Source organism: Bacillus sp. 5mfcol3.1 (genome assembly GCF_900114335.1).
Lineage (GTDB): Bacteria > Bacillota > Bacilli > Bacillales > Bacillaceae_G > Bacillus_A > Bacillus_A thuringiensis_S.
In genome coordinates, this window is record NZ_FOST01000003.1 from 401619 (window position 1) to 424066 (window position 22448).

The following is a 22448-nucleotide window of genomic DNA, read 5'->3' on the forward strand; positions in this document are numbered from 1 at the left end:
AATCAAATGACAAAAAAATTACAGTTATCAGCCGAAGAAATGCGTCAGTTAGGATATCAAGCGGTTGACTTGATTGTTGATCATATGAATCATTTAAAAAGTAAACCAGTTTCAGAAACGATTGATAGTAATATTTTTAGAGACAAGCTAATTGAAACGATTCCGGAAAACGGATCTAATCCAAAAGAATTACTTCATTTTCTTAATAACAATGTGTTTAATCAAATTACTCATGTGGATCATCCTCATTTTATGGCTTTTGTGCCAGGTCCTAATAATTATGTTGGTGTATTAGCAGATTTTTTAGCAAGTGGGTTTAATGTATTTCCTACAGCTTGGATAGTAGGTGCAGGTGCCGAACAAATTGAATTAACGACAATTAACTGGTTAAAATCAATGCTAGGATTCCCTGATTCAGCTGAAGGACTATTTGTCAGTGGTGGTTCCATGGCTAATTTGACTGCACTTACTGTAGCGAGACAGGTCAAGCTGAATAATGACATAGAAAATGCGATTGTTTATTTTTCTAACCAAACTCATTTTTCTGTAGATCGAGCACTTAAAGTATTAGGTTTTAAACAGCATCAAATTTGCCGAATTGAGACAGATGAAGACTTAAAAATTTCAGTTAGTACTTTAAGAAAACAAATAAAAGAAGATCGATTAAAAGGGAAAAAACCATTCTGTGTTATTGCTAATGCAGGGACAACGAATTGCGGAGCGGTGGACTCCCTCGATGAATTGGCTGATGTATGTGGTGATGAAGATATATGGCTACACGTGGATGGGGCTTATGGGGCTGCAGCAATTCTCAGTGAAAAAGGAAGGGAGTTATTAAGTGGAATTCATCGTGCCGATTCTTTAACGTTAGACCCGCATAAATGGCTTTTTCAGCCTTATGATGTTGGTTGTGTACTTATTCGAAATAGCCAATATTTAAGTGAAACATTCCGTATGATCCCAGAGTATATTAAGGATACAGAAACTAATATAGAAGAAAAAGTGAATTTTGGGGAGCGTGGAATTGAACTTTCTCGTAGATTTAGAGCATTAAAGGTATGGCTTTCTTTTAAAGCATTCGGAGTTACAGCTTTTCGTGAGGCAATTGATCATGGCATTATGCTAGCTGAACAAGTTGAAGAGTTTTTAAGGAAAGAAAAAGATTGGGAAGTAGTAACACCTGCCCAATTAGGAATTGTTACTTTTCGTTATATTCCATGTGAGCTAACATCTACAGATACAATTCATGAAATAAACAAAAAATTGGTGGAAGAAATTAATCAAAGAGGATTTGCTATGCTAAGTACGACTAAATTAAAAGAAAAAGTAGTAATTCGACTTTGCTCTATCAACCCAAGAACCACAAAAGAAGAAATACTTCAAATCATGATGAACATAAAAGCGTTAGCAGAGGAAATAAACACATCGCCTAAACATCTTATATCTGTTTCTCAACCTTAATATATTAGGCGGATTTTACATATTAATAGCCGATTCTTATTTAGAATCGGCTATTATATTTAAATGATAAATACATATATACTATTTATAAGCGTTTCTCTTGTAATGGGATTAAGCCTCAACCTTGGATACTCGTTTGAAACCAGTCTTTATTGCTTGTACTATTTCGTTCACAGCATAAATAGATACATCGGCATTTGGATTTAACCCTTCAAACCAGTGATAGGCATTTGGATATAAATGAAACTCCACATCAACACCAGCTTGTGCTAGTTTGCTTACATAGGTTAATGTTTCGCTGCGGAATGGATCTAATTGACCAACAAATGTGTAAGTATACGGTAAGTCACTATAATCCCCAGCTCGAGAAGGTGCTGCATAGGCAGGGATTTGATCCGTTCCATACATTTCTCCTAAATACATTTTCCAGCCAGCTTCATTTGCCTTTTGGTTCCAAACAAATCCCTCTTTAATTTCATTTGCTGAAGGTGTATCATTTCTGTCATCAATCATTGGATATAGTGGCATTTGTAAACAAATTGAAGGATATTTTCGATCTCGGGCTAATAATGATAATGCTGCTGTTAGTCCACCGCCAGCGCTTACTCCTGCAACCCCAATTCGATTCGAATCAATGTTTAATGACTTTGCATTATCAGCAATCCATTTTAAAGCTGAATAACAATCCTCAATTGGTGCTGGGTAAGGGTGTTCAGGTGCTAAGCGGTAGTCTACAGACACGACCACACAGCTAGCTTCTTTTGCAAACCTCATACAAGTATCATCGTTATCATCTATCGACCCTAAGATATAACCTCCACCATGTATCCATAATAAGACAGGTAAAGATTCATGATTTGATTTTGGACGATAAATTCGTAATGGTAACGGATTATCATCAGGCCCAACAATGACTTTATCTGTTAAAGAAAGAGAGTCATCAACAACGGTAGGTGGTCTCATTTGAGCTATTCCTTCTCTGATTGATTGCAAATTTTCTGGGCGTAAATCGAGATCCGGAAACATCTCTAACCCTTGTAATAATTCTGGATTTACTCTAGTTTTCATTTTAGCACCTCTATTTGTAATTGTTTTCAAATAAATGAAGTGTATTCTAAGTAGTTTAATTGTGAAAGAACACCACAATTAAATTGTAAATTGGATATGTTATAACGGTCAACAGAATATTCGGAAATTAAAACCTTTCTCAAGAAGGAGTTTCATGCAATTAATAATACAAGTAGCGGATTTAAGAGCAAAGTGTTTTAATGTCGTTGTAATTATGTACATTAGAAAAATTTCTTTTCTAGACTCATGAAGAATTATAAAAAGCAAAATTTTATAGATAGTTATTTTAAAAATAAACAAAAAGAGAAGAACTAACCAATGTTCTTCTCTCTTTTTCATATGTAATTAGGGTATCCATAAATGTAAATACGGATGGTATAGATTAATGGATGAATAATTTATTTTTAAATTAATAACGTAATAAATAAAGATTTTTGTATGTAATATTGCATATACAGGGACCACTGGTGAAAATGCTGAGCAATGTTTTTCCACATGGTAAATTAGTTCCTTAGTTATTTATTTTATTTCATTTTCAATCGTGTAAGGCTTGGGGCTAAGATTTACAAAGGTGACTAGTAAAAAATATAACAATATAAGTATAAGATTTTGTACTTAGTAATCTCACAATTTAAGACCTGTCATTGGATAAGTGCAGGGAGTTCAATCGATTTTGAATAAAATTGATAGTATCAGTTGCAATTTTTTTACGTTTAAGAACTATCCCGGCATGCCCACATGTATAAATATATCGTGTAGGCCTTTCCCAAGATTCCCACAAGTAGTCTGTATCCTCAGAATGCACATATAGATCGTGTTTACCTGAAATTAATAAAATATTTTCTTTTTTTACTTTTGGTAATGCTTGACTCGGTTCAGTGATTTTCCAATAATCTATTAAATCATCATACGTTACACCATGATGTTCCAAGTCTTCTCTAATAAATTTACCTGGAGTTGTATTCCAAATTGAATAAGAGAGTCGATTTGCATAGAAAACGGATGCTAACACATCAATTTCTTCTTCAACAAGAGAGGTTAAGTTAGTAATAAATCCACCTAAACTAATTCCTATTAGAATCAGGGGACCATTTTTATTTGCTTTAATCCATTTAATCAAAGCTCGTAAATCAGCTACCGCTTGTCTAGTTGCTTGTACTGTTCGTTCAATATTTGCACTTACCATATACTCTCCACTGAAAAAGGATTGATTGGGTTTTCTTTCAAAATGATAGGGTAGAGTGAAATAATACATATTCCACTTCAGGCTGGTCATATGATCGTGGAATATTTTTTTCACACGTTCGTTAGAATCCATTCTCCAACCGTGAACAAAGATAACATGAGGTGCATTTTCATTTTTATGTAAGAATAATTCCCCAGTTACAGAGCCGTTGCGTGAATCACCGGATTGAACCGAGCTTTTATATTTGAATTGCCCAACCATGTATTCCTTTTCCTGTTTGGAGTGCTTAAAGTTAAAATGAATATAGGATGGTTTTACTTTATAAAAAGATTCTATGTCCTTTATATTTAATGAAGTGTTAGAAAGGGAAGTATACTGAAACGCTACACTTCTTTTTTTATGTAAATCATACAAGGCGTACCAATCAATGAGTTTTGAAAAAATCAAATTAACCTCCTCCAAAATACATATTGTTTAAAACATGGACAAAATTTATGGTGTAAATTAATTATAAAATATTCTCTTTTCCTAATAGTAGGTGATAAATTTGTATATCATATTATAAAGCTTGCAATAAAATAAAACTATAAATAAATTATACTAAAATCTAAAAAGCAAGTTAATATTCTTATTCATATAAGAGAATATTAACTTGCTTATTTTCATATTAAAAGATGCACCTTTTAAAGCGACGTGATTTGTATGAGATACAGTAACTATATTAAAATCCCTATATAGATAAACAAATAGGTTTCTCTATATTTATTGTATAGAAATTATACAGTAAATATTTTTTGTGCTACATACATTAAATTAATCTTAACTTTTATATAAATTTATTAAACGGAATAACTCCTTACCAATATTCAAAAACGGCTGCGTTTTTGAATTTGTGTTCTAGCTTTTCTGAAACAGGTAAATAACTACACATAAACTCCTTATATCTCTAGTTAAACTACCGATTAGCTCCATATAAACTCTAGATAACCTATATAGAATACAAGATATCAAGGAGGTAAGAAAAAATGAATTTTATGAAACGAGCAATTCTCAGTATGAAAAAAAGGATAGGAACATCATTAATTTTGATGGCAGTTTTTCTGATTGTTACAAATTTGGTTCTTTCAGGTTTCACAATCCAAAATGCGTCAAAAAAAGCAGCGGATGCTGCGAGAAAAAAACTTGGTGCAGATGTTACTTTAGGTCTTGATTTCGACAAGTTAGGTCAAAAAGCTAAGGAAACTGGAGAAATGCCAAATCCACCGCAGCTCGATACAAAAGAAACAGATCAATTAGCGAAATCCAAGTATGTAAAAGACTATAATTACATAGCTAACACTTTTGGTATTTCTGATGGACTTAAACTAGTAGGAGCTTCAGAAGGAGAAGAAGAAGGAAAAGGTAAAGCCGGAATGGCGGCTGTGCGAGGCGGTTCAAGCTCTGGTACAGAAATAGATATGAATGCTTCTTTTATGATTGAGGGAGTTCGCAAGACTGCATTACAAGAAAGCTTTAAAAACGGAAAAAGTAAAATCATTGATGGAAAACCAATTACAGAGCAAATGAAGGATCAGAATGTAGCTTTAATGGAAAAACGATTAGCGGAATTAAACAATTTGAAAGTAGGAGACAAAGTTAAAGTGCAATCAGGGGATAAGAAGGAAACCCTTGAGGTTGAAATTATCGGTATTTACGAAACAAATGAGCAAGCAATGGGTCAACAGGCTCCTCCTATTATGGATCCAGCTAATAAACTATATATGCCGCATTCAACTATGAAAAAATTAGAAGTAGACCAAGGTATAAGTAGTGTTCAAGTCGTGTATTTCTTGAATGATCCACAATATATTGATGCATTTAAAAAAGAAGCAAAAAAATCTAATATTGATTTTAATTATTATAAATTAGATGCGCATGATTCATTGTACAAGCAAATGATTGGTCCTATCGAAAATATCTCTTCGACTTCTCAAATGATCATTTATATTGTATCGATTGCAGGTGCGATCATTTTAGGATTAATTATTATGCTATCAATTAAAGGGCGTCGTAAAGAAATGGGAATTCTATTGTCTATTGGAGAGAAAAAGTGGAAACTGATGGCGCAATTCGTAGTAGAAGTAGTGTGTGTCGCTATTTTAGCATTTGGATTATCCATAACAACAGGAGCTAAAGTTTCTCAATATATCGGGGATAATTTACTTTCGAATGAAATTGCTACTGCAAGCGAAGAAACAGATACCTCGCAACATGGTACTGTAATGATGGCTGGACCCGGTGGTACTCTACAAAATCAAAAAGAAGATCCAATTGATAAAATTGATGTAAGTGTAACAGGAGAAGATGTAGGAAAAATGGGTGGAATTGGACTAGCTATTGCTATAATAGCAACGCTTCTTCCAGCATTATCTATTCTACGTTTAAACCCAAAACAAATTCTTTTAAAAGATGAATGAGGAGGCTCGATATGGAGACGATTTTACAGTTTAAAAATTTGGATTATTATTATGAAAGTAACGGAAAAAATGTAGCGATACTAGATAATGTTAACTTTTCTTTTCAAAAAGGACATTTCTACACGATTTTAGGACCATCTGGATCTGGTAAAACTACAACTCTAAGTTTAGGTTGTGGACTAGATGTCCCTAAAAATGGTTATGTACTGTATAATGGCAAAGATATTAGAAAAATTGGTTTGGATCGATACCGTAATCAAAATGTATCTGTAATTTTCCAATCTTATAACTTAATTACCTATATGACCGCTCTTCAAAACGTCTTAACAGCAATGGAAATTACAGGTGTTAAAGTGCAAAATAAAACAGCAAGAGCATTAGAATTATTAGAGAGGGTAGGACTCTCAGAAGCTGAAGCGAAACGAAACGTCCTGCAACTAAGTGGCGGGCAACAACAGCGTGTAGCAATCGCTCGAGCACTATCTTGTAATGTTGATTTACTAATTGCAGATGAGCCGACAGGAAATCTCGACGAGGAAACCGCAATGGATATAATAGAACTGTTTCAAGAACTTGCACATAAAGAGAATAAATGCATTATTGTTGTGACTCACTCACAGGAGGTTGCTAAAAAATCAGATCGTGCAGTGTATTTAAGTAAGAAGAAGTTGGTCATAAATGAAATCTAATATAAATATCGTAGTTATTTAATTCACATAATTTTCAAAAACTAGATCTTTCAAAAGCTTATATTTGATTTATAATAAAATCAAGCCATAATCAAAATGGTCTCCCTGTACTGAATGTTAAAATAGTTTGTTGTTCCCGTTTTAATAATATTTTAAAAAGAACTTGTAGTATATTCTACAAGTTCTTTTTATTATAATTGGTTACCTATATCATGGGATAATCACACATAGTTATTGCAGAATTAAACCTACAATCATAATTAAACTAAATACTATTATCCAACCAAACGTACAATAGCCAAAAATTCTAATCCATTTAGGTAATTGATTCATGTTAATTTTATTTGAGGGAACTCCCTGCATAAAAAACATCATTTTTTGATCTCTATCTCTATTATTTTGTTGTTCATACATAATATCATCACCTTTCCAGAACTATTGTGTTTATAGTATATCAGCCTAAAGAAAATTATGTACAGCATAAGAGGGGATAGCATATATATTATGTGGTGGACTTTATAAATAAATGCATTTAATTGCCATAGTTCTAAGCACTAATCCGTTATAAATACTGAAAAAGAGCACTACATAAATAGGACTCATTTTCTTCAAATGTTAAGTTGCTGGATATAAATCAGAACCAAGGTAACGTTCTTTTATAATTTGAAGATGATGAAGCTCATGACCAGCAATGATGTATGCTAATGCACGAACTGTAACTTCAGAATTATTCGCATTTCCTCTTTGTGACCAAGCTTCTTTATCTAAGCTTCTAAGTAAATACAGGGTAGATTGGCGAACAACTATTAAATTCTCAAGAAGATCTTGCATAGATTGCTTATCAAAAGCAGCTCTAAGAACATACATATCATCAAATGAAAAACCTGTTAATAAGTTTATACTTACTACAAAAACAAACAAACTCGTCCTATTTAAAGGAGAGTTTGTTTGTTTTTGTGTTTAGATAATGGAATGCTCATGCGAAATTGCACACTATGTTCCATATTTTTTATTGAATACTTTATATCTAGCGTTTCAAGAATTTGTTTAACAATATATAACCCCAAACCACTTCCTCCAGTATTTCGATTTCTTGATTTTTCAATTCGATAAAATGGTTTGAAAATTTGTTGTAAATCTTCATCTTTAATATTGACACCTGTATTTATAATTTGCATTTCGATTTGACCTTGTTTCGAATCCTCACTTAACTTTATATAGACTTTTTCATTATGTGGTGAATACATAACCGCATTGTGAATAATATTTTTACATGCTTTTTCTAAAAGAGCACAATCTGTATAAATAGAAGGGTCAGAATCAATTTCTTTTATTATTTCGATGCTCTTTTGAGAAGCAAAAAATTCGAGATCTTTTGTAATTGTACCTATTAATTTTGAAAGATTAACTTTCTCTACTTTTAGTTTGAAGGTGTGTTGTTCTAATTTCGATACACTTAAAATTTCACGAACTAATTGTTCTATACTTTCAATAATTTGATGATTTTTCTTTAAATATTGATCGCGATTTTGATAAGGGCCAATATTGTATATCATCCCTTCTAAGTATCCTTTCATTACAGTAAGAGGGGACTTTAATTCATGTGCTACAATCGCAAAAAACTCTCTGCGTTTTGTTTCTATTTCTCTTTCTTTTTCAATATCATTTTTTAATTGTTCATTTGCTTTTTTTAAATCAAACATAGCTTGTTGTAAGTTAATAGACATGTCATTCAAACTATTAGACAATTCTCCTAACTCATCTGTAGAGCGAACCTCAATTTTTTCGGAGAAATCTAAATTTGCCATCTTTTGTGCACCTTCATTAATATAAATAAGTGGCTTTGTAATAAACCTGGAATAAAAATAAGCACTCCCTATACCAATTACGAGTACAATGATACTAATATAGGGGAGAAAGCGTACTAAAACTTGTGAAGCTTCATCAATCGGTTGAAATGTAGCAAAGACTATAAGCGTTAAACTACCATCTTGGAATTGAATTGGTTTCGTAACGTTATATGAATTGCTAAGGGTACTTGCATTCTCGAATCGTGTTGCTTTAGTAACTACTGTTTTTTGCGTACCACTTTGAATAAAAGAAAACGAAGGAGAGTAAATAATTACCCCTTCTTTATTTTGAAGGTAAAGCATCGCATTATTTTTTTTTGCGTATTCATCAAAAAGTGGTATCGCATCTTGAAACGTAAGATTTTTAGACTTATCAATGATTTCGTTTATCCCTGTTTGAAGTTGATCTGTTTTATATTGCTCATAAAATGTAGGGAGAAAGAAGTATAAAGTTAAATAAATCAATACTGCAAAGGATAACAAAATGAGAGATGTAGTCATAAAGAGTTTATAAGTGATTTGCTTCATTTTCATGAGTTTCACAATACTATTCATCAATTTTATAACCAATACCCTTTATTGTTTTAATATAAGGGATAGCTAATTTTTTGCGTAGGTTTTTAATATGTGTATCAATTATTCGTGTTTCTCCAAAATAATCGTACCCCCAAACTTTCTCTACGATATTTTCTCTTGTAAGTACTTTTCTCTCATTTTGAAATAGTAGTTGTAGAATTTCAAACTCTTTTGTCGTTAATATAATTTCAACGTCATTTACATACACTCTATATGCATCCACATCGATACGAACTTCTTTAAATATCAAATGATTATTTACATTTTTATCATAACTTCTTCTAAGTACAGCTTCGACTCGTCTAATCAAAACATGAAATGAAAAGGGTTTTGTTATATAATCATCGATCCCAAGATCGAATCCTTTCATTTGATCTTCCTCTTCTTCCAACGCAGTTAGCATAATAATTGGTACGTTTGACTGACTTCGAATCATTTTAGAAACTTCAAATCCATTAAGATTGGGCATCATGACATCTAGAAGAATTAAATCAAATGATTGCTTATTAAATTGTGTCATACCCTCTAGTCCATCTGAAGCGACTACCACTGTATAATGCTGTGTCATTAAAAATTGTTTAATTAATTCCTGAATTTCTCGATCGTCCTCAACCACGAGGATATGATAATTTTTCATAATATCACCTCTGGTAGTCATTATAGCCGTACAATCTGGAGTTTATGTGGAGATACAGTAGTAAACTTCATAGGACGTTTACTACCAAAAAGTATTATTAGCTATATTCCTTTTTTATGGAGAAATAATTGCTTAAAAAAACTTATCGTATGAATTGATGTACGATTAATATTTACGAAAAACTAATGTATAATAACGTGAATTGTATGTAGTTTCTTAAAATTCTCGAAAATATACTTTTGCTTCTTTACCAAAAGAGGAAAAGGAATTTCAATATAGAAGAAGCTACTGTAATACTAGAGTGTGTGCCAAGAACTATGAATTTCTTTCATCTAGTTTTTATTTAATCGTTAATCACTACATAACAATGTTCTTGCTAAACCAAAAGTTTAAAGGTACAAACTTGGAGAGATTTATATAATGCTAGAAAGGTTGTGAAATGATTTGATGGGTTATAAAGCGATGCTGTTTGATTTAGATGATACATTACTTGATAGGGATAAAGCAGTAGAGTCATTATTTTTAATTGTTTTAGAAAAGTGTTATGAAAATGTAGATAGTGCGGCTAAAAGCAACATGTTACAGAAATTCAAAGAACACGATAAAAGAGAATATGGCATAAGTAATAAAACGACAGTTTTAGAATCATTGTTTGATGAATTCACGCCGAAGTATAGATTGCCACGCAATTACATCCAAGATTTTTGGAATAATAATTTCCCTAGATGTTTTTCAATAGACCAAAATACTATTCATTTCTTAAATCAAATAAAGAAGCACTTTAAAGTTGGAATTATAACAAATGGCTCAACTCAGAGGCAAAAAGCTAAAATATTTAACACGAATTTAAATAAGTATTTTGAAACAATCATTATTTCTGAAGAAGTGGGATTTAGTAAACCTGATAAACGTATATTCGAACTAGCATTAAATAAGTTGAATTTGCAACCGGAAAATACTTTATTTGTTGGGGATGACTTAGAAAAGGATATTGATGGTCCTCAAAATGCAAATATAAAAGGGGTGTGGTTTAACCCTCAAAAAATTAAGAATACTACCAAAATACAACCATATGCCGAGATTAACACTTTGAATAGTTTGTTAAGTTATGTTACTCCACAATATTTTTATAACAAGTAAAAGTAATCTCATATATATTCAAAAATATAAAAAAGAGAAACTATCATTAATTTCATTGACCGTATTAGTAATAAAAAAATAGATACGATTTTAATATACGAAGTTTTGTAAAACAATTTTACTCATACTGTGTAAATTATAAAGGGGTGGGACTATGGAAATAAAGAAAGTAGTAATCGATGGAATCAATATTGCGCTCATTAGAAACGATAAGGTATTAATATCGGATGTTCAGTCTGCATTAGATACTATGGCAACAGTTCAATATGAGGTAGATGCGAAACATATTATTATCCATAAATCTTTAATAAGGGAAGATTTCTTTGATCTAAAAACACGGCTTGCGGGCGATATCCTTCAAAAGTTTATAAACTACAAGGTAAAGATTGCTATTGTTGGAGATTTCTCTATGTATACTAGTAAAAGCTTAAAGGATTTTATTTATGAATGTAATAAAGGGAATGACATTTTTTACTTAGCAACTGAACAACAAGCAATTGAAAAACTAAGTACATTAAAGTAATAATTATATTCTGCTAAATTCCCCCATTTCAATTAGTTCATAATTATATACGATATAGAAGAACTGATGTTTGTGGTAAACTAAGAGATGAATAAAGGGGGAGTTTTTTTGAACAATTTTAATAATATAATCCAAAATTTAAATAATATAGTTTACAAACCTAACAACTTAATGATTACGAATCTAAAAGAAGAAAAGCAAAACGCAGAATATGCCGGATGTTTATTCCACTTAAATAACAAAACCATTCGTTTTAGAAAATCAAAAGTTACTCCTAATAAAATTGGGCAATTTGTTTCTTTTTGGGAGAAAGATGAAAATATGCGAAATAGAGCTTTCTCTTATGAAGCTGCTCCTGATTTATTAGTAATCACTTGTATTGCTGATAATAAACTAGGGCAATTTATTTTCCCTAAAGAGATTCTTCTTAAAGAAAAAATATTGAGAACACCAAGTCAAACAGGGAAAATGGCAATGAGAATATATCCTGTTTGGGATACCACTGTTAGCAATCAAGCTAAAAAGAGCCAAACGTGGCAACTTCAATATTTTGTTGATTTAAGTGATATTAATAATTTGCCTATAGATAAACTATTAAATTTATATTCGTAGCTTTTGATTTGCCCCAAAAAGAAGTAATTACAGAAAAGACATTTGTAATGACGCCTTCTATTAATTTACCTCGTGAATCGTAATTTTTGTACCGGTACAGTTAAATGAAATGTACATTGTTACAGTGCCCCTTAAAATTTACAATCAGCATATATTATTTTAACTTATAAATTTTTAAGGGGTGCTAAATATGACAAGTTTACAAGATCAGCTTTTCACAAGATTAAATCTTAAAAAACGTAATGATGTAACGTTTGAAGAATTACCTACCATACTCTTTTCGTTTGCGCATACTATACCATTTGAGAATTTAGATGTTATAGCACGAAATACGAATCAAATCTCTCTGGAAAACTTACGAGAGAAAATTTTAACTAGTTCCCGTGGTGGACTTTGCTACGAATTAAATACTCTTTTTTACTATTTCTTAAAAGACTGTGGCTATGATGTACAACTGGCATTAGGTACGGTGTATAAAAATGATATAAATGCATGGGCACTGGAGGATGGCCATATAACAATTATTTTAACTTATGATAATCTACAGTATTTAATTGATGTAGGTATAGCTTCGTTAGTACCTCTTGTTCCTGTACCTTTTACTGGCGAGTCTGTTTCTTCAAAAAATGGTTCGTACCGAGTGAGACGAAAAGATACAAGTAAAGGAAATTATGTTTTAGAAAGAATAGATACTGATGGAGAATGGAAAATTTGTCATGCTTTTTATAAACCTAATATTGATGAGATAGTAATAAACGATGTTCAAAGAAGAGTGATAGAAGATGAGAAGTCTATTTTTAATAAAGGACCAATTGCAGTAAAGTTGACGAACTCTGGTCATATTTCATTAACGAATACAAGTTTAACTGAAGTTGTTCATGGGGAAAAAACTAAGCGTGAAATTACAGAAGATCAATATAAAGAGTTTTTATATACTTTATTTGCTATTAAGTTATGAATAATAAAGATAGCCGGTTCTTATTCAGAAGCGGCTATCTTTATTATTTTTGGTGTAAATGGTTTTCTTCTAATATGTTTCGGAAACTGCGGTATAGTTAATGTTTTTAATGTTTCCTTCGCTTCTTCATATGTATGAAAAATTGGTTCTTTTCCATCATCCCCTTGTAAAACTAGCCCTTCATCTCGGATTACATATGGCATAAAACCACCCCATCTAGTAAAGAATTATATTCTTTTGCAGCAGAATAATACGATTTAAAGTTGATTTTCTTAATACATATAATACACTAGAACAGTACGCAAAAGTATGTACAATGAATTTTGAATGTAAAGGAAGATTAATATGTCAGTTATTGATAAATTGAAACTTAATAAGTATACAAATATGGTCGTTATTAACGAACCAAGTGATTATGACATTTTTACAGGTAAAGAAACTGCATTCTCAAAAGAACACGATGCTATCTTTATATTTGTAGAAACGCTTGATGAAATGGTGAAACAAACGAATTTTATTATAAGTAATGAAGAATTACTAATTGAAAAAGGTTACGTATTCTTCGCATATCCGAAAAAAGGTAATGCTCGTTATAGTACGTTTATTCACCGTGATGAGATGTTTCCGGCATTAAATGTTGGAGAAGATGGTTATGTGGGAGAAAGTGATATTAAATTTGCACGAATGGTAAGTATGGATGAAGTCTTTACTGTTGTAGGTTTAAAACGCGAGAAGAAAAAAATAACGAAAACATCTGCTATGAGTCAATGTGTTGCCGATTATGCAGATCGAATTAAAGATGTTGAAGCATTATTAGCTAATCATCCGAATGAACTTAAGTTTTATCAAAGTTTAACGCCTGGATATCAGAAAGATTGGGCACGTAATCTTTTTTCTGTAAAACAAGAAAAAACACGTGAAAAACGTCTAGAGAAAATGATAGAGATCCTTTCACAAGGCTATAAAACAATTGAATTATTCCGTAAGAAGAAAAAATAATGATTAAGAAAGTCACAATGCTGCAACAATTAATTGTGATGAGTACATTGAAAAAAGTATTCCTTCTATTATACTAAGGAATGTTCTTATATTTATATAATTAGCAAAAGAGAAAAGGTGTTTGAGATGAAATCGTATATTGTAGTTGGATCTGGAATTTTAGGAGCGTCTACTGCTTATCATCTTGCTAAGGCAGGTGCGAATGTTACTATCGTGGATCGCCAACAATTAGGGCAAGCAACTGATGCAGGAGCAGGTATTGTATGTCCATGGCTATCGCAGCGTCGTAATAAAGCATGGTATAAAATTGTTAAAGGCGGTGCACGTTACTATTCTTCGTTAATTCAGCAATTAGAAGAAGACGGTGAAACTGACACAGGATATAATCGTGTAGGTGCAATTAGTTTACATACTGACGAGAAAAAGTTAGATCAAATGGAAGAGCGAGCTTATAAACGACGTGAAGATGCCCCAGAGATTGGTGAAATCACTCGCTTATCAGCTGAAGAAACAAAAAAATTATTCCCAGCATTATCAGACGAATATAGTTCTGTTCATATTAGTGGTGCTGCACGAGTAAATGGAAGATTATTACGCAATGCATTAATAAGTGCTGCGAAAAAACATGGTGCAACTTTAATAAAAGGCGATGCTATATTAGTCCGTGAAGGAAATCATATTACGGGAGTTACAGTAAACGATGAAACAATTTTAGCGGAAAAGGTTATTGTAACTGCAGGCGCATGGGCGAACGAAATCTTGAATCCATTAGGAATTAATTTCTTAGTTACATTCCAAAAAGGACAAATTGTTCATCTGCAAATCGAGAATACAGCAACAGAAAATATGCCAGTTGTTATGCCACCGAACGATCAATATATTTTAACGTTTGACAATGGTCATGTCGTAATTGGTGCAACACATGAGAATGATACTGGTTTCGATCATCGTGTAACAGCAGGTGGTTTACATGAAGTATTCCATAAGGCATTAGCAGTTGCACCTGGCTTAGAAAATGCTACAATGCTTGAAACGAGAGTTGGATTCAGACCATTCACACCAGGATTCTTACCTGTTATCGGGCCACTACCTAACTTTGAAGGAATTCTCGTTGCGAATGGATTAGGGGCTTCGGGTTTAACAGCTGGTCCATACTTAGGAGCGGAACTTGCTAAACTAGCGCTCGGACAACCGATTGAATTAGATTTAAATGATTATGACGTTGCTGGCGCAATTGAATAATATGGAGTACTGCTAACATTTATGAAAAACCATGCTAAACAAATTCGACAGAGAATAAGTAGTTTTTCCTCTGTTAAGAGTAAGCCTGTTTATGAAAAATAAAATTATTTAAAAATAGAGGGCCGACATTATAAACCTGCATTAATAATGTAGAATTGTGATGTCGGCTCTTTATTCATATTGCTTTAAAACTTATTTTCGAGAGGAGGTTAAGTAATGAGAGCGCCATATCAAGTATTGATATTTCCTTATATAAAAACTGCCGATTCTATTCAATATGCCATTTTTAACCGAAGTGATTATGGTTATTGGCAAGGAATAGCTGGTGGCGGAGAAGACGGTGAGATTCCTATTGAATCAGCAAAACGGGAAGCATTTGAAGAGGCTGGTATTACAAGAGAATGTCCATATATACAATTAGATTCTGTGTCTTCACTATCAGTAGAAGATGTAGTTGGAGGATTCCTTTGGGGAGAAGAGGTTTATGTAATAAAAGAATTTTCTTTTGGAGTTAAAGTCCCTACAAAAAACATATCATTATCTAAAGAACACTTCAATTATAAATGGTTATGCTTTGAGGAAGCAGTAACGTTTTTGAAATGGGATAGCAACAAAACAGCATTGTGGGAATTAAACAAAAGACTATTAAAACAATAAAAGTTTTAGCTAACAAAGATAGTATTGGAACAAGAATGGAACCATTAACAAACCTTTGCTACACTTCTAAACAATGTTTTAGATTATAAAATAGAGTAATATAGATTTTGTATAGGTAATTTACTAAGAGAACTTGTACTAAGAAAAGCCCTATACAGTTGACTCTGAAAAAATGAAAATAGTTAGAAATATTTTTATATCGTACGGTTTTTGGCTATGAATAACGGAATAGATATTAAGTATTCAACAGTTTAAATAAAACGAGTTAGCTTTTTATTTTAAGAAGAAAGATGACTCGTTTTATGCTAAAATTCGCTTAGTGTATATTTTCGTTAAAATGTGGGTGGGCCCCCTTTTAGCAAAACCGGAGTGGGAATGATGAGTATAAATAGTTTTGTGGGATTGATAAAGGACGAATTATTAAAAGAGGTAAGTATAAGAAGTGAGGATGAATTCGAGCCTGTAGTAGTTAAAGATATTCCTAGACTTTGGAAGTGTTTAGGAACAGGTAATTATGCCGCAGTATTCATGCACAAAGAATACAAAGATTGGGTAGTGAAAGTTTACGTGCGAGAAGGAGAAGGAATTGAAAAAGAGTCAGAAGTATACCGAAGAATTGGAGATCATCCTTCTTATTCAAAGCTTATATATAAAGGAGAAAATTTCATAGTATTGAAACGTTTAAAAGAAATTACCTTATACGATGCTATTCATAAGGGAATTAAAATTCCTAAGCAAGTAATACTTGATATTAATGAGGCTTTAGAGTATGCGAGGGAACAAGGGTTAACTCCTTGTGATGTTCACGGGAAAAATGTGATGATGGAAAAAGGAAGGGGATATGTAGTCGATGTATCTGATTTCTTAAAAACAAAAGAAGATAGTAAGTGGAGAGACCTAGAAAAGGCATATTTCACCTTTTATTTTCCTTTCATTTATAAATTGCCTTTCCCCGTTAAAATACCGTATTTTATGTTAAACATTGTTAGACGTTCGTACAGAAAATATAAGAAGCTTAAAAAGAACTTCAAATTATAAAAGGACCACATATGTTCCTGAAAACGATTTGAATTCACATAAATAACTTTAGAAAAATTTAAAATTTTGTTTAGGGGCTACTTCAAGACCTTAGCTTGCTGGGCATATGGTGCTACCTCAAAATATAAAAAGATTAGGAGTGAATCCTAATCTTTTTATTTATACATATTTTTGTTAGTTATATCACTATCAATTCCAAAACGGGATATTTTGAATAAAAGAAACCGTTAAAATAAGTGTTGATACGGAACCAGCAGTTACTAAAGTTACTATTTTTCGTCCATTCTGTTCTTTTGAAGGTTTTATAAGTTCTGTAATTAACACAATCCATATTATGATAGAGATTATTGAAATAATATTTATAGACATATGTAACACATCCCTTCTTGTTTTCACATAAATATTTCTTCTTTTATAAAATAAAAGCAATTTAACAAGAAAATATGTAACGCATTACAAATCAATATTTTCCTGTTAAACCACCTTTTTTAAATAGAAATACGACTGATAAAACGATAACAACAGCCTTCAAACTTCCCCAATATGGATAAATAGCATGATCTGTTAGACTAGCATATTGAAAAATATTCTCTAAACCGAAAATTCCTATCATGACTGCTAAAATGAATGAAGCTGATCCATACGTCCCGTTATGATAGAGGGTAAATAAATAGACTGCGAAAATTAGTGGTAAGATGATTTGTAGTACGATTATCATAGTTCGTCCCCCATATTATTTATAATTATATTATATACAAAATTGTAATAAAAAGGAATACGACTTATTTGATACTAACAGAACTACTCTAATCATATTCTTATATAAAAAGAAGAAAAAGGGGTGTACAGTTAATTGACAAAAGTTAAAGTTAGTTTACGACCCATTGTTCATAATATAAATTTACCAACCGTATTGAAAACAACAATACTTCCAGGCGAATCGACCGAAAGACTATTTATCGCAACCCAATTAGGAGAGATTTTTTACATAGGGAATGGAGTTATAAAGATATTTTTAGATATTCGTCACCTAATTATTAAATTAGGTACATTTGAAGAAGGTGTTTCTAGTAGCGGTTATGATGAACGCGGATTGCTAGGACTTGCGTTCCATCCACAATTTTATCAAAACAGGTTATTTTATCTACATTATTCAGTAGCCGGAACTCAAGGGCCAGGTGCACTTTCTGAACAATTTAAACCTAATCCTTGTGACCCTAAAACATTAAATTTAAAGTGGGTTAATAGAAATACGCAATATGATCACATTGATACTGTGGAAGAATGGACTTTACAACCTAATGGTCAAGCTCAAAAGCGACGAACATTACTGAATGTAAGAAGACCATTTTTTAATCATAACGGAGTCAATAGTTTAAACTTTTCACCTGAGACTGGAAAACTTGTTTTTACAAATGGAGATGGCGGATCAGGTTATGATCCATTTAACTTAAGCCAAGATAATTTAGAAATAGCAGGTAAAATAATTGAAATCGATGTAAGTAAAAATACATTTATAAATAACCCTCCTGTAGTTACACGCTTCGATGAACTTCCTTTATCTATACAAGAAACACTTACAGTAATTGCAAAAGGAGTACGTAATATAACTGGCATTTCATTTCAAAGGTTTTATAATCAATATATCAAATACGCCGGAAATGTCGGACAAGATATTGTAGAGTCTATTTTTTCATTTGTTCAATATAAACCTATACCGGTTACAGAACTTGTTCAAATGCATTTTATGAGTCTCACTCCCAATCAAGATGGGTTTATCAATTTTGGTTGGAGAGGATGGGAAGGGGATTTACCTACTTCTTTTATACGGCATTGTTCCGAAAATCAGACTTTGGATGAAAGAACAATGACTTATTATGATGAAACAATACAAACTTCAGCGAGGCGTATTCTGCCTCTACTTAGTTATTTTCATCAAGATTCCAGACCCGATAAGTTTGGAGGAACTTCCCTTACAGGAGTTCAGCCATATATGGGAAATGCAATTCCAAATTTAACAGGTAGCGTAGTGTTTACTGACCTTGCTAAGAAAGAAGATTTTCGACCGCCAGTTAAAGGTGTTTTAGCCTATACTAGAGCAGGTACAGACGGTAAACATGCTGACTTTCATGCTATTGAAACCAATTATGATTTTGGTACGCAAGCAGCTTATTATATGAGTTTAGGAACAAATTTGAATCAAACTAAATTATATTTAGGAGTTTACGGTTCTATGAAAGTAACTGATTTTAATAAAGGTACCATTTTTGAAATTATCCCTTAATACGATACAAATTATCAGTCTAAAAATATAATATAAGGAATTCATTCTGTTCCCAAAACGCACGACTTAACTTATCCCCCTAAAAATCTTCAATGTATGAGCATCTATTAACTTGCAGAAAGTAACTCATAAACCGTATGTGTACGAATAATATAGAAAGTAATGAATGAGGTGTCTTTAGGGGGGATTTTAATGAATCGGTTTGTACGTTATTGGTATCAACTGATGATAGAGCATGATATAAGCTTTGTTCATAAAAGAAAATTGTCCCTTGCGAATAAGTTAGTACTTACAGCTTTGATGAGTGCATTAGCCACCATGTTTCAAGCAGCGGGTAACTTAGTTCCTGGTATAGGTTTGCTCATTAGTCCATTTTCGACATTACCGATTTTTTTTGCTATTTTCTATTCTATTCGTGAGGGAATACTTTCTTATATTCTTACTATTTTTCTATTATTTATTATTGAGCCAAGTGAACTAATTATCTTTCCTTTTACTACAGGCTTATTAGGTCTAGCCTTAGGACTAGCCTTTTTAAAATTTAAGAGGAGAATTTGGATTGTTTCCTTTTCTGCGACTTGTCTACTTATAGGGATTATGATCGTTCTCGATGTTTTCCGTTTTCCGGTACTTGGTCCTACTGTTCATACAACTATGGACATAAAAATTATTTTATTAATATTTATACTGAGCTTTCTATATTGCTGGATTTATGCAGGTTTTTGCAGAATAATGATGAATAGATTATGTAAAGTGTTGTATTGACAATGGCATAATGAAGATTGGAGAATGTATTCATGACTAACGTTGCAGTTAGAAGACCGAATTTGAATGATGTAGATGAACTATATTTATTTTTCCGTATCGTTATTACGAATACATACAAAAATGAAGGATTATCACAACTATTGGATGACATAGAAAATGAAATTAACATGAAAAAGCAATATTTGAAAACAGATTTTGATAGTAATGGAGAAAAACGTTACTTTTTATTAGCAATTGATACAAATAACAATAAAATCATTGGAACAATTGAAGTTGGTCCAGCAAGTACATTGATTAATAGTTGTACAGGTGGTGTACTTAAGGATTTGTATGAAATAGGAACTGTATTTATACTTCCAGATTATCAAAGAAAGGGTATCGGGAGTTTACTGCTACATACAATGTTTCTTACGTTACTTAGCAGAGGAATAACAGAATTCTGTTTAGATAGTGGATACAGAAAAGCGCAAAGTATATGGACAAAGAAGTTTGGAGAGCCTAGTTATGTACTGAAAGATTATTGGGGAGAATCAAGTGATCATATGATTTGGAAGAAGAGTTTACATGATACACCTATAATATTTGAATTATAAAATGAAATATACCTATGAACGTAGCTTTTCTTACATATGTATGCTATTATTTATCTTTATAATAAAAGAGGACGTGAATGAACTTGATTAAAATTAGTATCCCTGAAGTTGATGTTACAATTACTGAACGTAAACAAGTTATTAAAGGAGACGAGCCAATCATTACTCCAATTAATGGATTTATCGATTTCCACTTGTTCCCTAGAGATAAAGGCGGCATTTTTATGTTTTACAATATTAATGACGAACTACTTTTCGTAGGTAAAGCTCGTAAAATTAGACAACGTATTAAGAAGCATTTTGAAGATAATGTTTCACCAATTAAAAATCACCGTGATGAAGTATACCGCATTGATGCATGTATCGTAGAAGATCCAACAGAAAGAGAAATTTACGAAACATATATCATTAATGAATACAAAGCGAAATATAACGTTGATAAAGTATTCTACAAATAATCAACATTAATAAAAAACAATCCTAGCTAATATGCCAGGATTGTTTTTTATTTAGATTTATTCTTCATATCTTTCTCCTTTTTTCAAATGATTAGCCACAATAAAACAGAATATCCCTATAAATATAAGTACAATACCAAGCGTTTTATGGTTTCCTTCAAAGAAAGGAATATCTGAAATAACATTTTTCATACATAGTCCTAAAAATACAAGGATAGGGCCCATCCAAAGTAATACATTACCGAATTTTGTGTGCTTCCACATAATAACCCTCCTTAATTCTCTTTACATATATATCCATAAACTAAAAGTAAATTCATAGAGAAATATAGTTTTTTTCATATCGAAAATTTAACCCTCATATATTGGTACAAGCAAAAGAGAAAGGAGACCATCATGAATTGGTTAGAAGCTTTCATATTAGGTATAATTCAAGGTTTAACAGAATTTTTACCAATCAGTAGTACCGGACATCTTTATTTAGGAAGGCATTTATTTCAATTAGATGAAGCAGGCTTATTTTTAGATACGATGTTGCATATTGGGACTTTACTTGCAGTGTTTATTTATTACAAAAAAGAATTTATATATTTAATTAAAAACCCATTTTCAAAGCTCATGTTATTACTTATTGTTGGGACGATACCTGCAGTTGTTATTGGTTTATTGTTTAAAGACTTCTTTGAAGATATTTCAAAAACAGGAATCACGATCGGTTGGGAGTTTTTAGTGACCGGATTCTTTCTCTACATGGCAGATAAACAAAAGAATGGTCGTAAAAAAATGGATGACATAACATATAAAGACGCATTAATTATCGGTTCATTTCAAGCTGCTGCTATTTTTCCAGCCATTTCCCGTTCTGGAATGACAATTGTCGCTGCATTATGGAGAAAATTAGACCGTGAAACTGCTGCTTACTTTTCTTTTTTACTGTCGACACCAGCTATTGTTGGAGCTATCATTTTGCAATTTGCAGACGTTTTTCAAGGGAAAGCAGAATCTATTTCTAGTACATCTTTAATTGTCGGAACGTTATCAGCAGCGTTTTTTGGATACATAGCCGTTTCATGGATGATTCAATATTTAAAACGTCACTCCTTAAAAGTATTCGCGTATTACGTATGGGGATTAGGTATTTTAATTTTAACGTTGCAATTTACTGATGTATTTTAAGTATAATGATAAAGAAGTTAATTAGTTTAAGATCCTGTTTCATTCATACAAGGCAGGATCTCTTTTTATTAAGGGGG

25 protein-coding genes and 1 pseudogene are annotated in these 22448 nt (G+C 32.0%); 16 read left to right on the plus strand and 10 right to left on the minus strand.

Annotated elements, in window-relative coordinates:
- Positions 1-6: 6 nt before the first annotated feature.
- On the plus strand, positions 7-1461 hold the full coding sequence (locus tag BM089_RS20260; protein WP_000162820.1) for a pyridoxal phosphate-dependent decarboxylase family protein: 1455 nt from the start codon (positions 7-9) through the stop codon (positions 1459-1461).
- A 111-nt stretch (positions 1462-1572) separates the two neighbouring features.
- On the opposite strand, the gene BM089_RS20265 is transcribed toward BM089_RS20260, so the two are convergent.
- Together BM089_RS20265 and BM089_RS20270 are read right to left on the minus strand one after the other, a co-directional pair.
- Positions 1573-2529: an alpha/beta hydrolase gene (locus BM089_RS20265; RefSeq protein ID WP_090977882.1), complete on the minus strand. Its 957-nt coding sequence runs from the start codon at positions 2527-2529 to the stop codon at positions 1573-1575.
- Between the two features lie 631 nt (positions 2530-3160).
- Entirely contained in the window at positions 3161-4162 is a 1002-nt protein-coding gene (locus tag BM089_RS20270; RefSeq protein WP_090977885.1) for an alpha/beta hydrolase, read from the minus strand.
- Positions 4163-4740: 578 nt separating this feature from the next.
- Here BM089_RS20270 and BM089_RS20275 point away from each other — a divergent pair.
- Together BM089_RS20275 and BM089_RS20280 are read left to right on the plus strand one after the other, a co-directional pair.
- Positions 4741-6171, plus strand: coding sequence for an ABC transporter permease (locus tag BM089_RS20275; RefSeq protein ID WP_016512707.1), 1431 nt, complete (start codon positions 4741-4743; stop codon positions 6169-6171).
- 11 nt (positions 6172-6182) lie between these two features.
- Positions 6183-6860, plus strand: coding sequence for an ABC transporter ATP-binding protein (locus BM089_RS20280; RefSeq protein WP_000447851.1), 678 nt, complete (start codon positions 6183-6185; stop codon positions 6858-6860).
- 231 nt (positions 6861-7091) lie between these two features.
- Here BM089_RS20280 and BM089_RS20285 read toward each other — a convergent pair whose 3' ends face one another.
- The 4 genes and pseudogenes from BM089_RS20285 to BM089_RS20300 form a co-directional block, all read right to left on the minus strand.
- Positions 7092-7274, minus strand: a complete 183-nt coding sequence (locus tag BM089_RS20285; protein WP_072938655.1) for a hypothetical protein — start codon at positions 7272-7274, stop codon at positions 7092-7094.
- A gap of 201 nt (positions 7275-7475) precedes the next feature.
- Positions 7476-7745, minus strand: a pseudogene (locus tag BM089_RS20290) (DinB family protein); the annotation flags it as partial.
- 47 nt (positions 7746-7792) lie between these two features.
- Positions 7793-9265, minus strand: a complete 1473-nt coding sequence (locus tag BM089_RS20295; protein ID WP_175495696.1) for a sensor histidine kinase — start codon at positions 9263-9265, stop codon at positions 7793-7795.
- Positions 9258-9923 carry a response regulator transcription factor gene (locus BM089_RS20300; RefSeq protein WP_000800746.1) on the minus strand — a complete coding sequence of 222 codons (666 nt, stop codon included), beginning with the start codon at positions 9921-9923 and terminating at the stop codon, positions 9258-9260. The genes BM089_RS20295 and BM089_RS20300 overlap by 8 nt, the downstream gene beginning before the upstream one ends.
- A 447-nt stretch (positions 9924-10370) precedes the next feature.
- Here BM089_RS20300 and BM089_RS20305 point away from each other — a divergent pair, with 447 nt between their 5' ends.
- From BM089_RS20305 to BM089_RS20320, 4 genes are all read left to right on the plus strand, one after another.
- Entirely contained in the window at positions 10371-11063 is a 693-nt protein-coding gene (locus BM089_RS20305) for an HAD family hydrolase (protein WP_139213301.1), read from the plus strand.
- Positions 11064-11217: 154 nt separating this feature from the next.
- The gene (locus BM089_RS20310) at positions 11218-11586 is read left to right on the plus strand and encodes a DUF4180 domain-containing protein (RefSeq protein WP_090977891.1); all 369 of its coding nucleotides are present in this window, start codon (positions 11218-11220) and stop codon (positions 11584-11586) included.
- Between the two features lie 87 nt (positions 11587-11673).
- A complete protein-coding gene (locus tag BM089_RS20315; RefSeq protein WP_080451150.1) occupies positions 11674-12198 on the plus strand; it encodes a MepB family protein in 525 nt (174 codons plus the stop codon).
- A 190-nt stretch (positions 12199-12388) separates the two neighbouring features.
- Positions 12389-13156, plus strand: coding sequence for an arylamine N-acetyltransferase family protein (locus BM089_RS20320; RefSeq protein WP_090977893.1), 768 nt, complete (start codon positions 12389-12391; stop codon positions 13154-13156).
- Between the two features lie 20 nt (positions 13157-13176).
- On the opposite strand, the gene BM089_RS20325 is transcribed toward BM089_RS20320, so the two are convergent.
- Positions 13177-13359, minus strand: a complete 183-nt coding sequence (locus BM089_RS20325; protein WP_001147162.1) for a hypothetical protein — start codon at positions 13357-13359, stop codon at positions 13177-13179.
- A 142-nt stretch (positions 13360-13501) separates the two neighbouring features.
- Here BM089_RS20325 and BM089_RS20330 point away from each other — a divergent pair, with 142 nt between their 5' ends.
- The 4 genes from BM089_RS20330 to BM089_RS20345 all read left to right on the plus strand — a co-directional run bounded on the left by BM089_RS20330 (position 13502) and on the right by BM089_RS20345 (position 17092).
- Positions 13502-14155, plus strand: coding sequence for a YdeI/OmpD-associated family protein (locus BM089_RS20330; protein WP_000110843.1), 654 nt, complete (start codon positions 13502-13504; stop codon positions 14153-14155).
- Between the two features lie 126 nt (positions 14156-14281).
- Positions 14282-15397, plus strand: a complete 1116-nt coding sequence (locus BM089_RS20335) for an NAD(P)/FAD-dependent oxidoreductase (RefSeq protein ID WP_000844389.1) — start codon at positions 14282-14284, stop codon at positions 15395-15397.
- 216 nt (positions 15398-15613) lie between these two features.
- Positions 15614-16054, plus strand: a complete 441-nt coding sequence (locus tag BM089_RS20340) for an NUDIX hydrolase (protein WP_001202588.1) — start codon at positions 15614-15616, stop codon at positions 16052-16054.
- 378 nt (positions 16055-16432) lie between these two features.
- Entirely contained in the window at positions 16433-17092 is a 660-nt protein-coding gene (locus BM089_RS20345) for a protein kinase family protein (RefSeq protein WP_000026522.1), read from the plus strand.
- A 189-nt stretch (positions 17093-17281) separates the two neighbouring features.
- On the opposite strand, the gene BM089_RS20350 is transcribed toward BM089_RS20345, so the two are convergent.
- The gene (locus BM089_RS20350; protein ID WP_000026312.1) at positions 17282-17461 is read right to left on the minus strand and encodes a hypothetical protein; all 180 of its coding nucleotides are present in this window, start codon (positions 17459-17461) and stop codon (positions 17282-17284) included.
- Positions 17462-17552: 91 nt separating this feature from the next.
- On the minus strand, positions 17553-17810 hold the full coding sequence (locus tag BM089_RS20355; RefSeq protein ID WP_000587696.1) for a hypothetical protein: 258 nt from the start codon (positions 17808-17810) through the stop codon (positions 17553-17555).
- A gap of 135 nt (positions 17811-17945) precedes the next feature.
- Here BM089_RS20355 and BM089_RS20360 point away from each other — a divergent pair, with 135 nt between their 5' ends.
- The 4 genes from BM089_RS20360 to BM089_RS20375 all read left to right on the plus strand — a co-directional run bounded on the left by BM089_RS20360 (position 17946) and on the right by BM089_RS20375 (position 21195).
- The gene (locus tag BM089_RS20360) at positions 17946-19376 is read left to right on the plus strand and encodes a PQQ-dependent sugar dehydrogenase (protein ID WP_090977894.1); all 1431 of its coding nucleotides are present in this window, start codon (positions 17946-17948) and stop codon (positions 19374-19376) included.
- Between the two features lie 192 nt (positions 19377-19568).
- The gene (locus tag BM089_RS20365; RefSeq protein ID WP_001079228.1) at positions 19569-20141 is read left to right on the plus strand and encodes a hypothetical protein; all 573 of its coding nucleotides are present in this window, start codon (positions 19569-19571) and stop codon (positions 20139-20141) included.
- A 32-nt stretch (positions 20142-20173) separates the two neighbouring features.
- Positions 20174-20737 carry a GNAT family N-acetyltransferase gene (locus BM089_RS20370; protein ID WP_090977896.1) on the plus strand — a complete coding sequence of 188 codons (564 nt, stop codon included), beginning with the start codon at positions 20174-20176 and terminating at the stop codon, positions 20735-20737.
- Positions 20738-20814: 77 nt separating this feature from the next.
- Positions 20815-21195 (plus strand): nucleotide excision repair endonuclease, encoded by a 381-nt coding sequence (locus BM089_RS20375; RefSeq protein ID WP_001048947.1) that lies wholly within the window; start codon positions 20815-20817, stop codon positions 21193-21195.
- A gap of 57 nt (positions 21196-21252) precedes the next feature.
- Here the strand turns inward: BM089_RS20375 and BM089_RS20380 are convergent, their stop codons facing one another.
- Positions 21253-21459 (minus strand): hypothetical protein, encoded by a 207-nt coding sequence (locus BM089_RS20380; RefSeq protein ID WP_090977898.1) that lies wholly within the window; start codon positions 21457-21459, stop codon positions 21253-21255.
- A gap of 132 nt (positions 21460-21591) precedes the next feature.
- Here BM089_RS20380 and BM089_RS20385 point away from each other — a divergent pair, with 132 nt between their 5' ends.
- Positions 21592-22371, plus strand: coding sequence for an undecaprenyl-diphosphate phosphatase (locus tag BM089_RS20385; RefSeq protein WP_053564291.1), 780 nt, complete (start codon positions 21592-21594; stop codon positions 22369-22371).
- The last annotated feature ends 77 nt before the right edge of the window (positions 22372-22448 follow it).

Coding starts and splice junctions, on each gene's coding strand:
- BM089_RS20300 (WP_000800746.1), bottom strand. CDS start 9,923: ATGAAAAATTATCATATCCTCGTGGTTGAGGACGATCGAGAAATTCAG.
- BM089_RS20345 (WP_000026522.1), top strand. CDS start 16,433: ATGAGTATAAATAGTTTTGTGGGATTGATAAAGGACGAATTATTAAAA.
- BM089_RS20380 (WP_090977898.1), bottom strand. CDS start 21,459: ATGTGGAAGCACACAAAATTCGGTAATGTATTACTTTGGATGGGCCCT.
- BM089_RS20355 (WP_000587696.1), bottom strand. CDS start 17,810: ATGATAATCGTACTACAAATCATCTTACCACTAATTTTCGCAGTCTAT.
- BM089_RS20375 (WP_001048947.1), top strand. CDS start 20,815: ATGAACTTGATTAAAATTAGTATCCCTGAAGTTGATGTTACAATTACT.
- BM089_RS20320 (WP_090977893.1), top strand. CDS start 12,389: ATGACAAGTTTACAAGATCAGCTTTTCACAAGATTAAATCTTAAAAAA.
- BM089_RS20280 (WP_000447851.1), top strand. CDS start 6,183: ATGGAGACGATTTTACAGTTTAAAAATTTGGATTATTATTATGAAAGT.
- BM089_RS20275 (WP_016512707.1), top strand. CDS start 4,741: ATGAATTTTATGAAACGAGCAATTCTCAGTATGAAAAAAAGGATAGGA.
- BM089_RS20315 (WP_080451150.1), top strand. CDS start 11,674: ATGAATAAAGGGGGAGTTTTTTTGAACAATTTTAATAATATAATCCAA.
- BM089_RS20285 (WP_072938655.1), bottom strand. CDS start 7,274: ATGTATGAACAACAAAATAATAGAGATAGAGATCAAAAAATGATGTTT.
- BM089_RS20310 (WP_090977891.1), top strand. CDS start 11,218: ATGGAAATAAAGAAAGTAGTAATCGATGGAATCAATATTGCGCTCATT.
- BM089_RS20365 (WP_001079228.1), top strand. CDS start 19,569: ATGAATCGGTTTGTACGTTATTGGTATCAACTGATGATAGAGCATGAT.
- BM089_RS20305 (WP_139213301.1), top strand. CDS start 10,371: ATGGGTTATAAAGCGATGCTGTTTGATTTAGATGATACATTACTTGAT.
- BM089_RS20370 (WP_090977896.1), top strand. CDS start 20,174: ATGACTAACGTTGCAGTTAGAAGACCGAATTTGAATGATGTAGATGAA.
- BM089_RS20350 (WP_000026312.1), bottom strand. CDS start 17,461: ATGTCTATAAATATTATTTCAATAATCTCTATCATAATATGGATTGTG.
- BM089_RS20265 (WP_090977882.1), bottom strand. CDS start 2,529: ATGAAAACTAGAGTAAATCCAGAATTATTACAAGGGTTAGAGATGTTT.
- BM089_RS20295 (WP_175495696.1), bottom strand. CDS start 9,265: ATGAATAGTATTGTGAAACTCATGAAAATGAAGCAAATCACTTATAAA.
- BM089_RS20330 (WP_000110843.1), top strand. CDS start 13,502: ATGTCAGTTATTGATAAATTGAAACTTAATAAGTATACAAATATGGTC.
- BM089_RS20335 (WP_000844389.1), top strand. CDS start 14,282: ATGAAATCGTATATTGTAGTTGGATCTGGAATTTTAGGAGCGTCTACT.
- BM089_RS20340 (WP_001202588.1), top strand. CDS start 15,614: ATGAGAGCGCCATATCAAGTATTGATATTTCCTTATATAAAAACTGCC.
- BM089_RS20385 (WP_053564291.1), top strand. CDS start 21,592: ATGAATTGGTTAGAAGCTTTCATATTAGGTATAATTCAAGGTTTAACA.
- BM089_RS20260 (WP_000162820.1), top strand. CDS start 7: ATGACAAAAAAATTACAGTTATCAGCCGAAGAAATGCGTCAGTTAGGA.
- BM089_RS20325 (WP_001147162.1), bottom strand. CDS start 13,359: ATGCCATATGTAATCCGAGATGAAGGGCTAGTTTTACAAGGGGATGAT.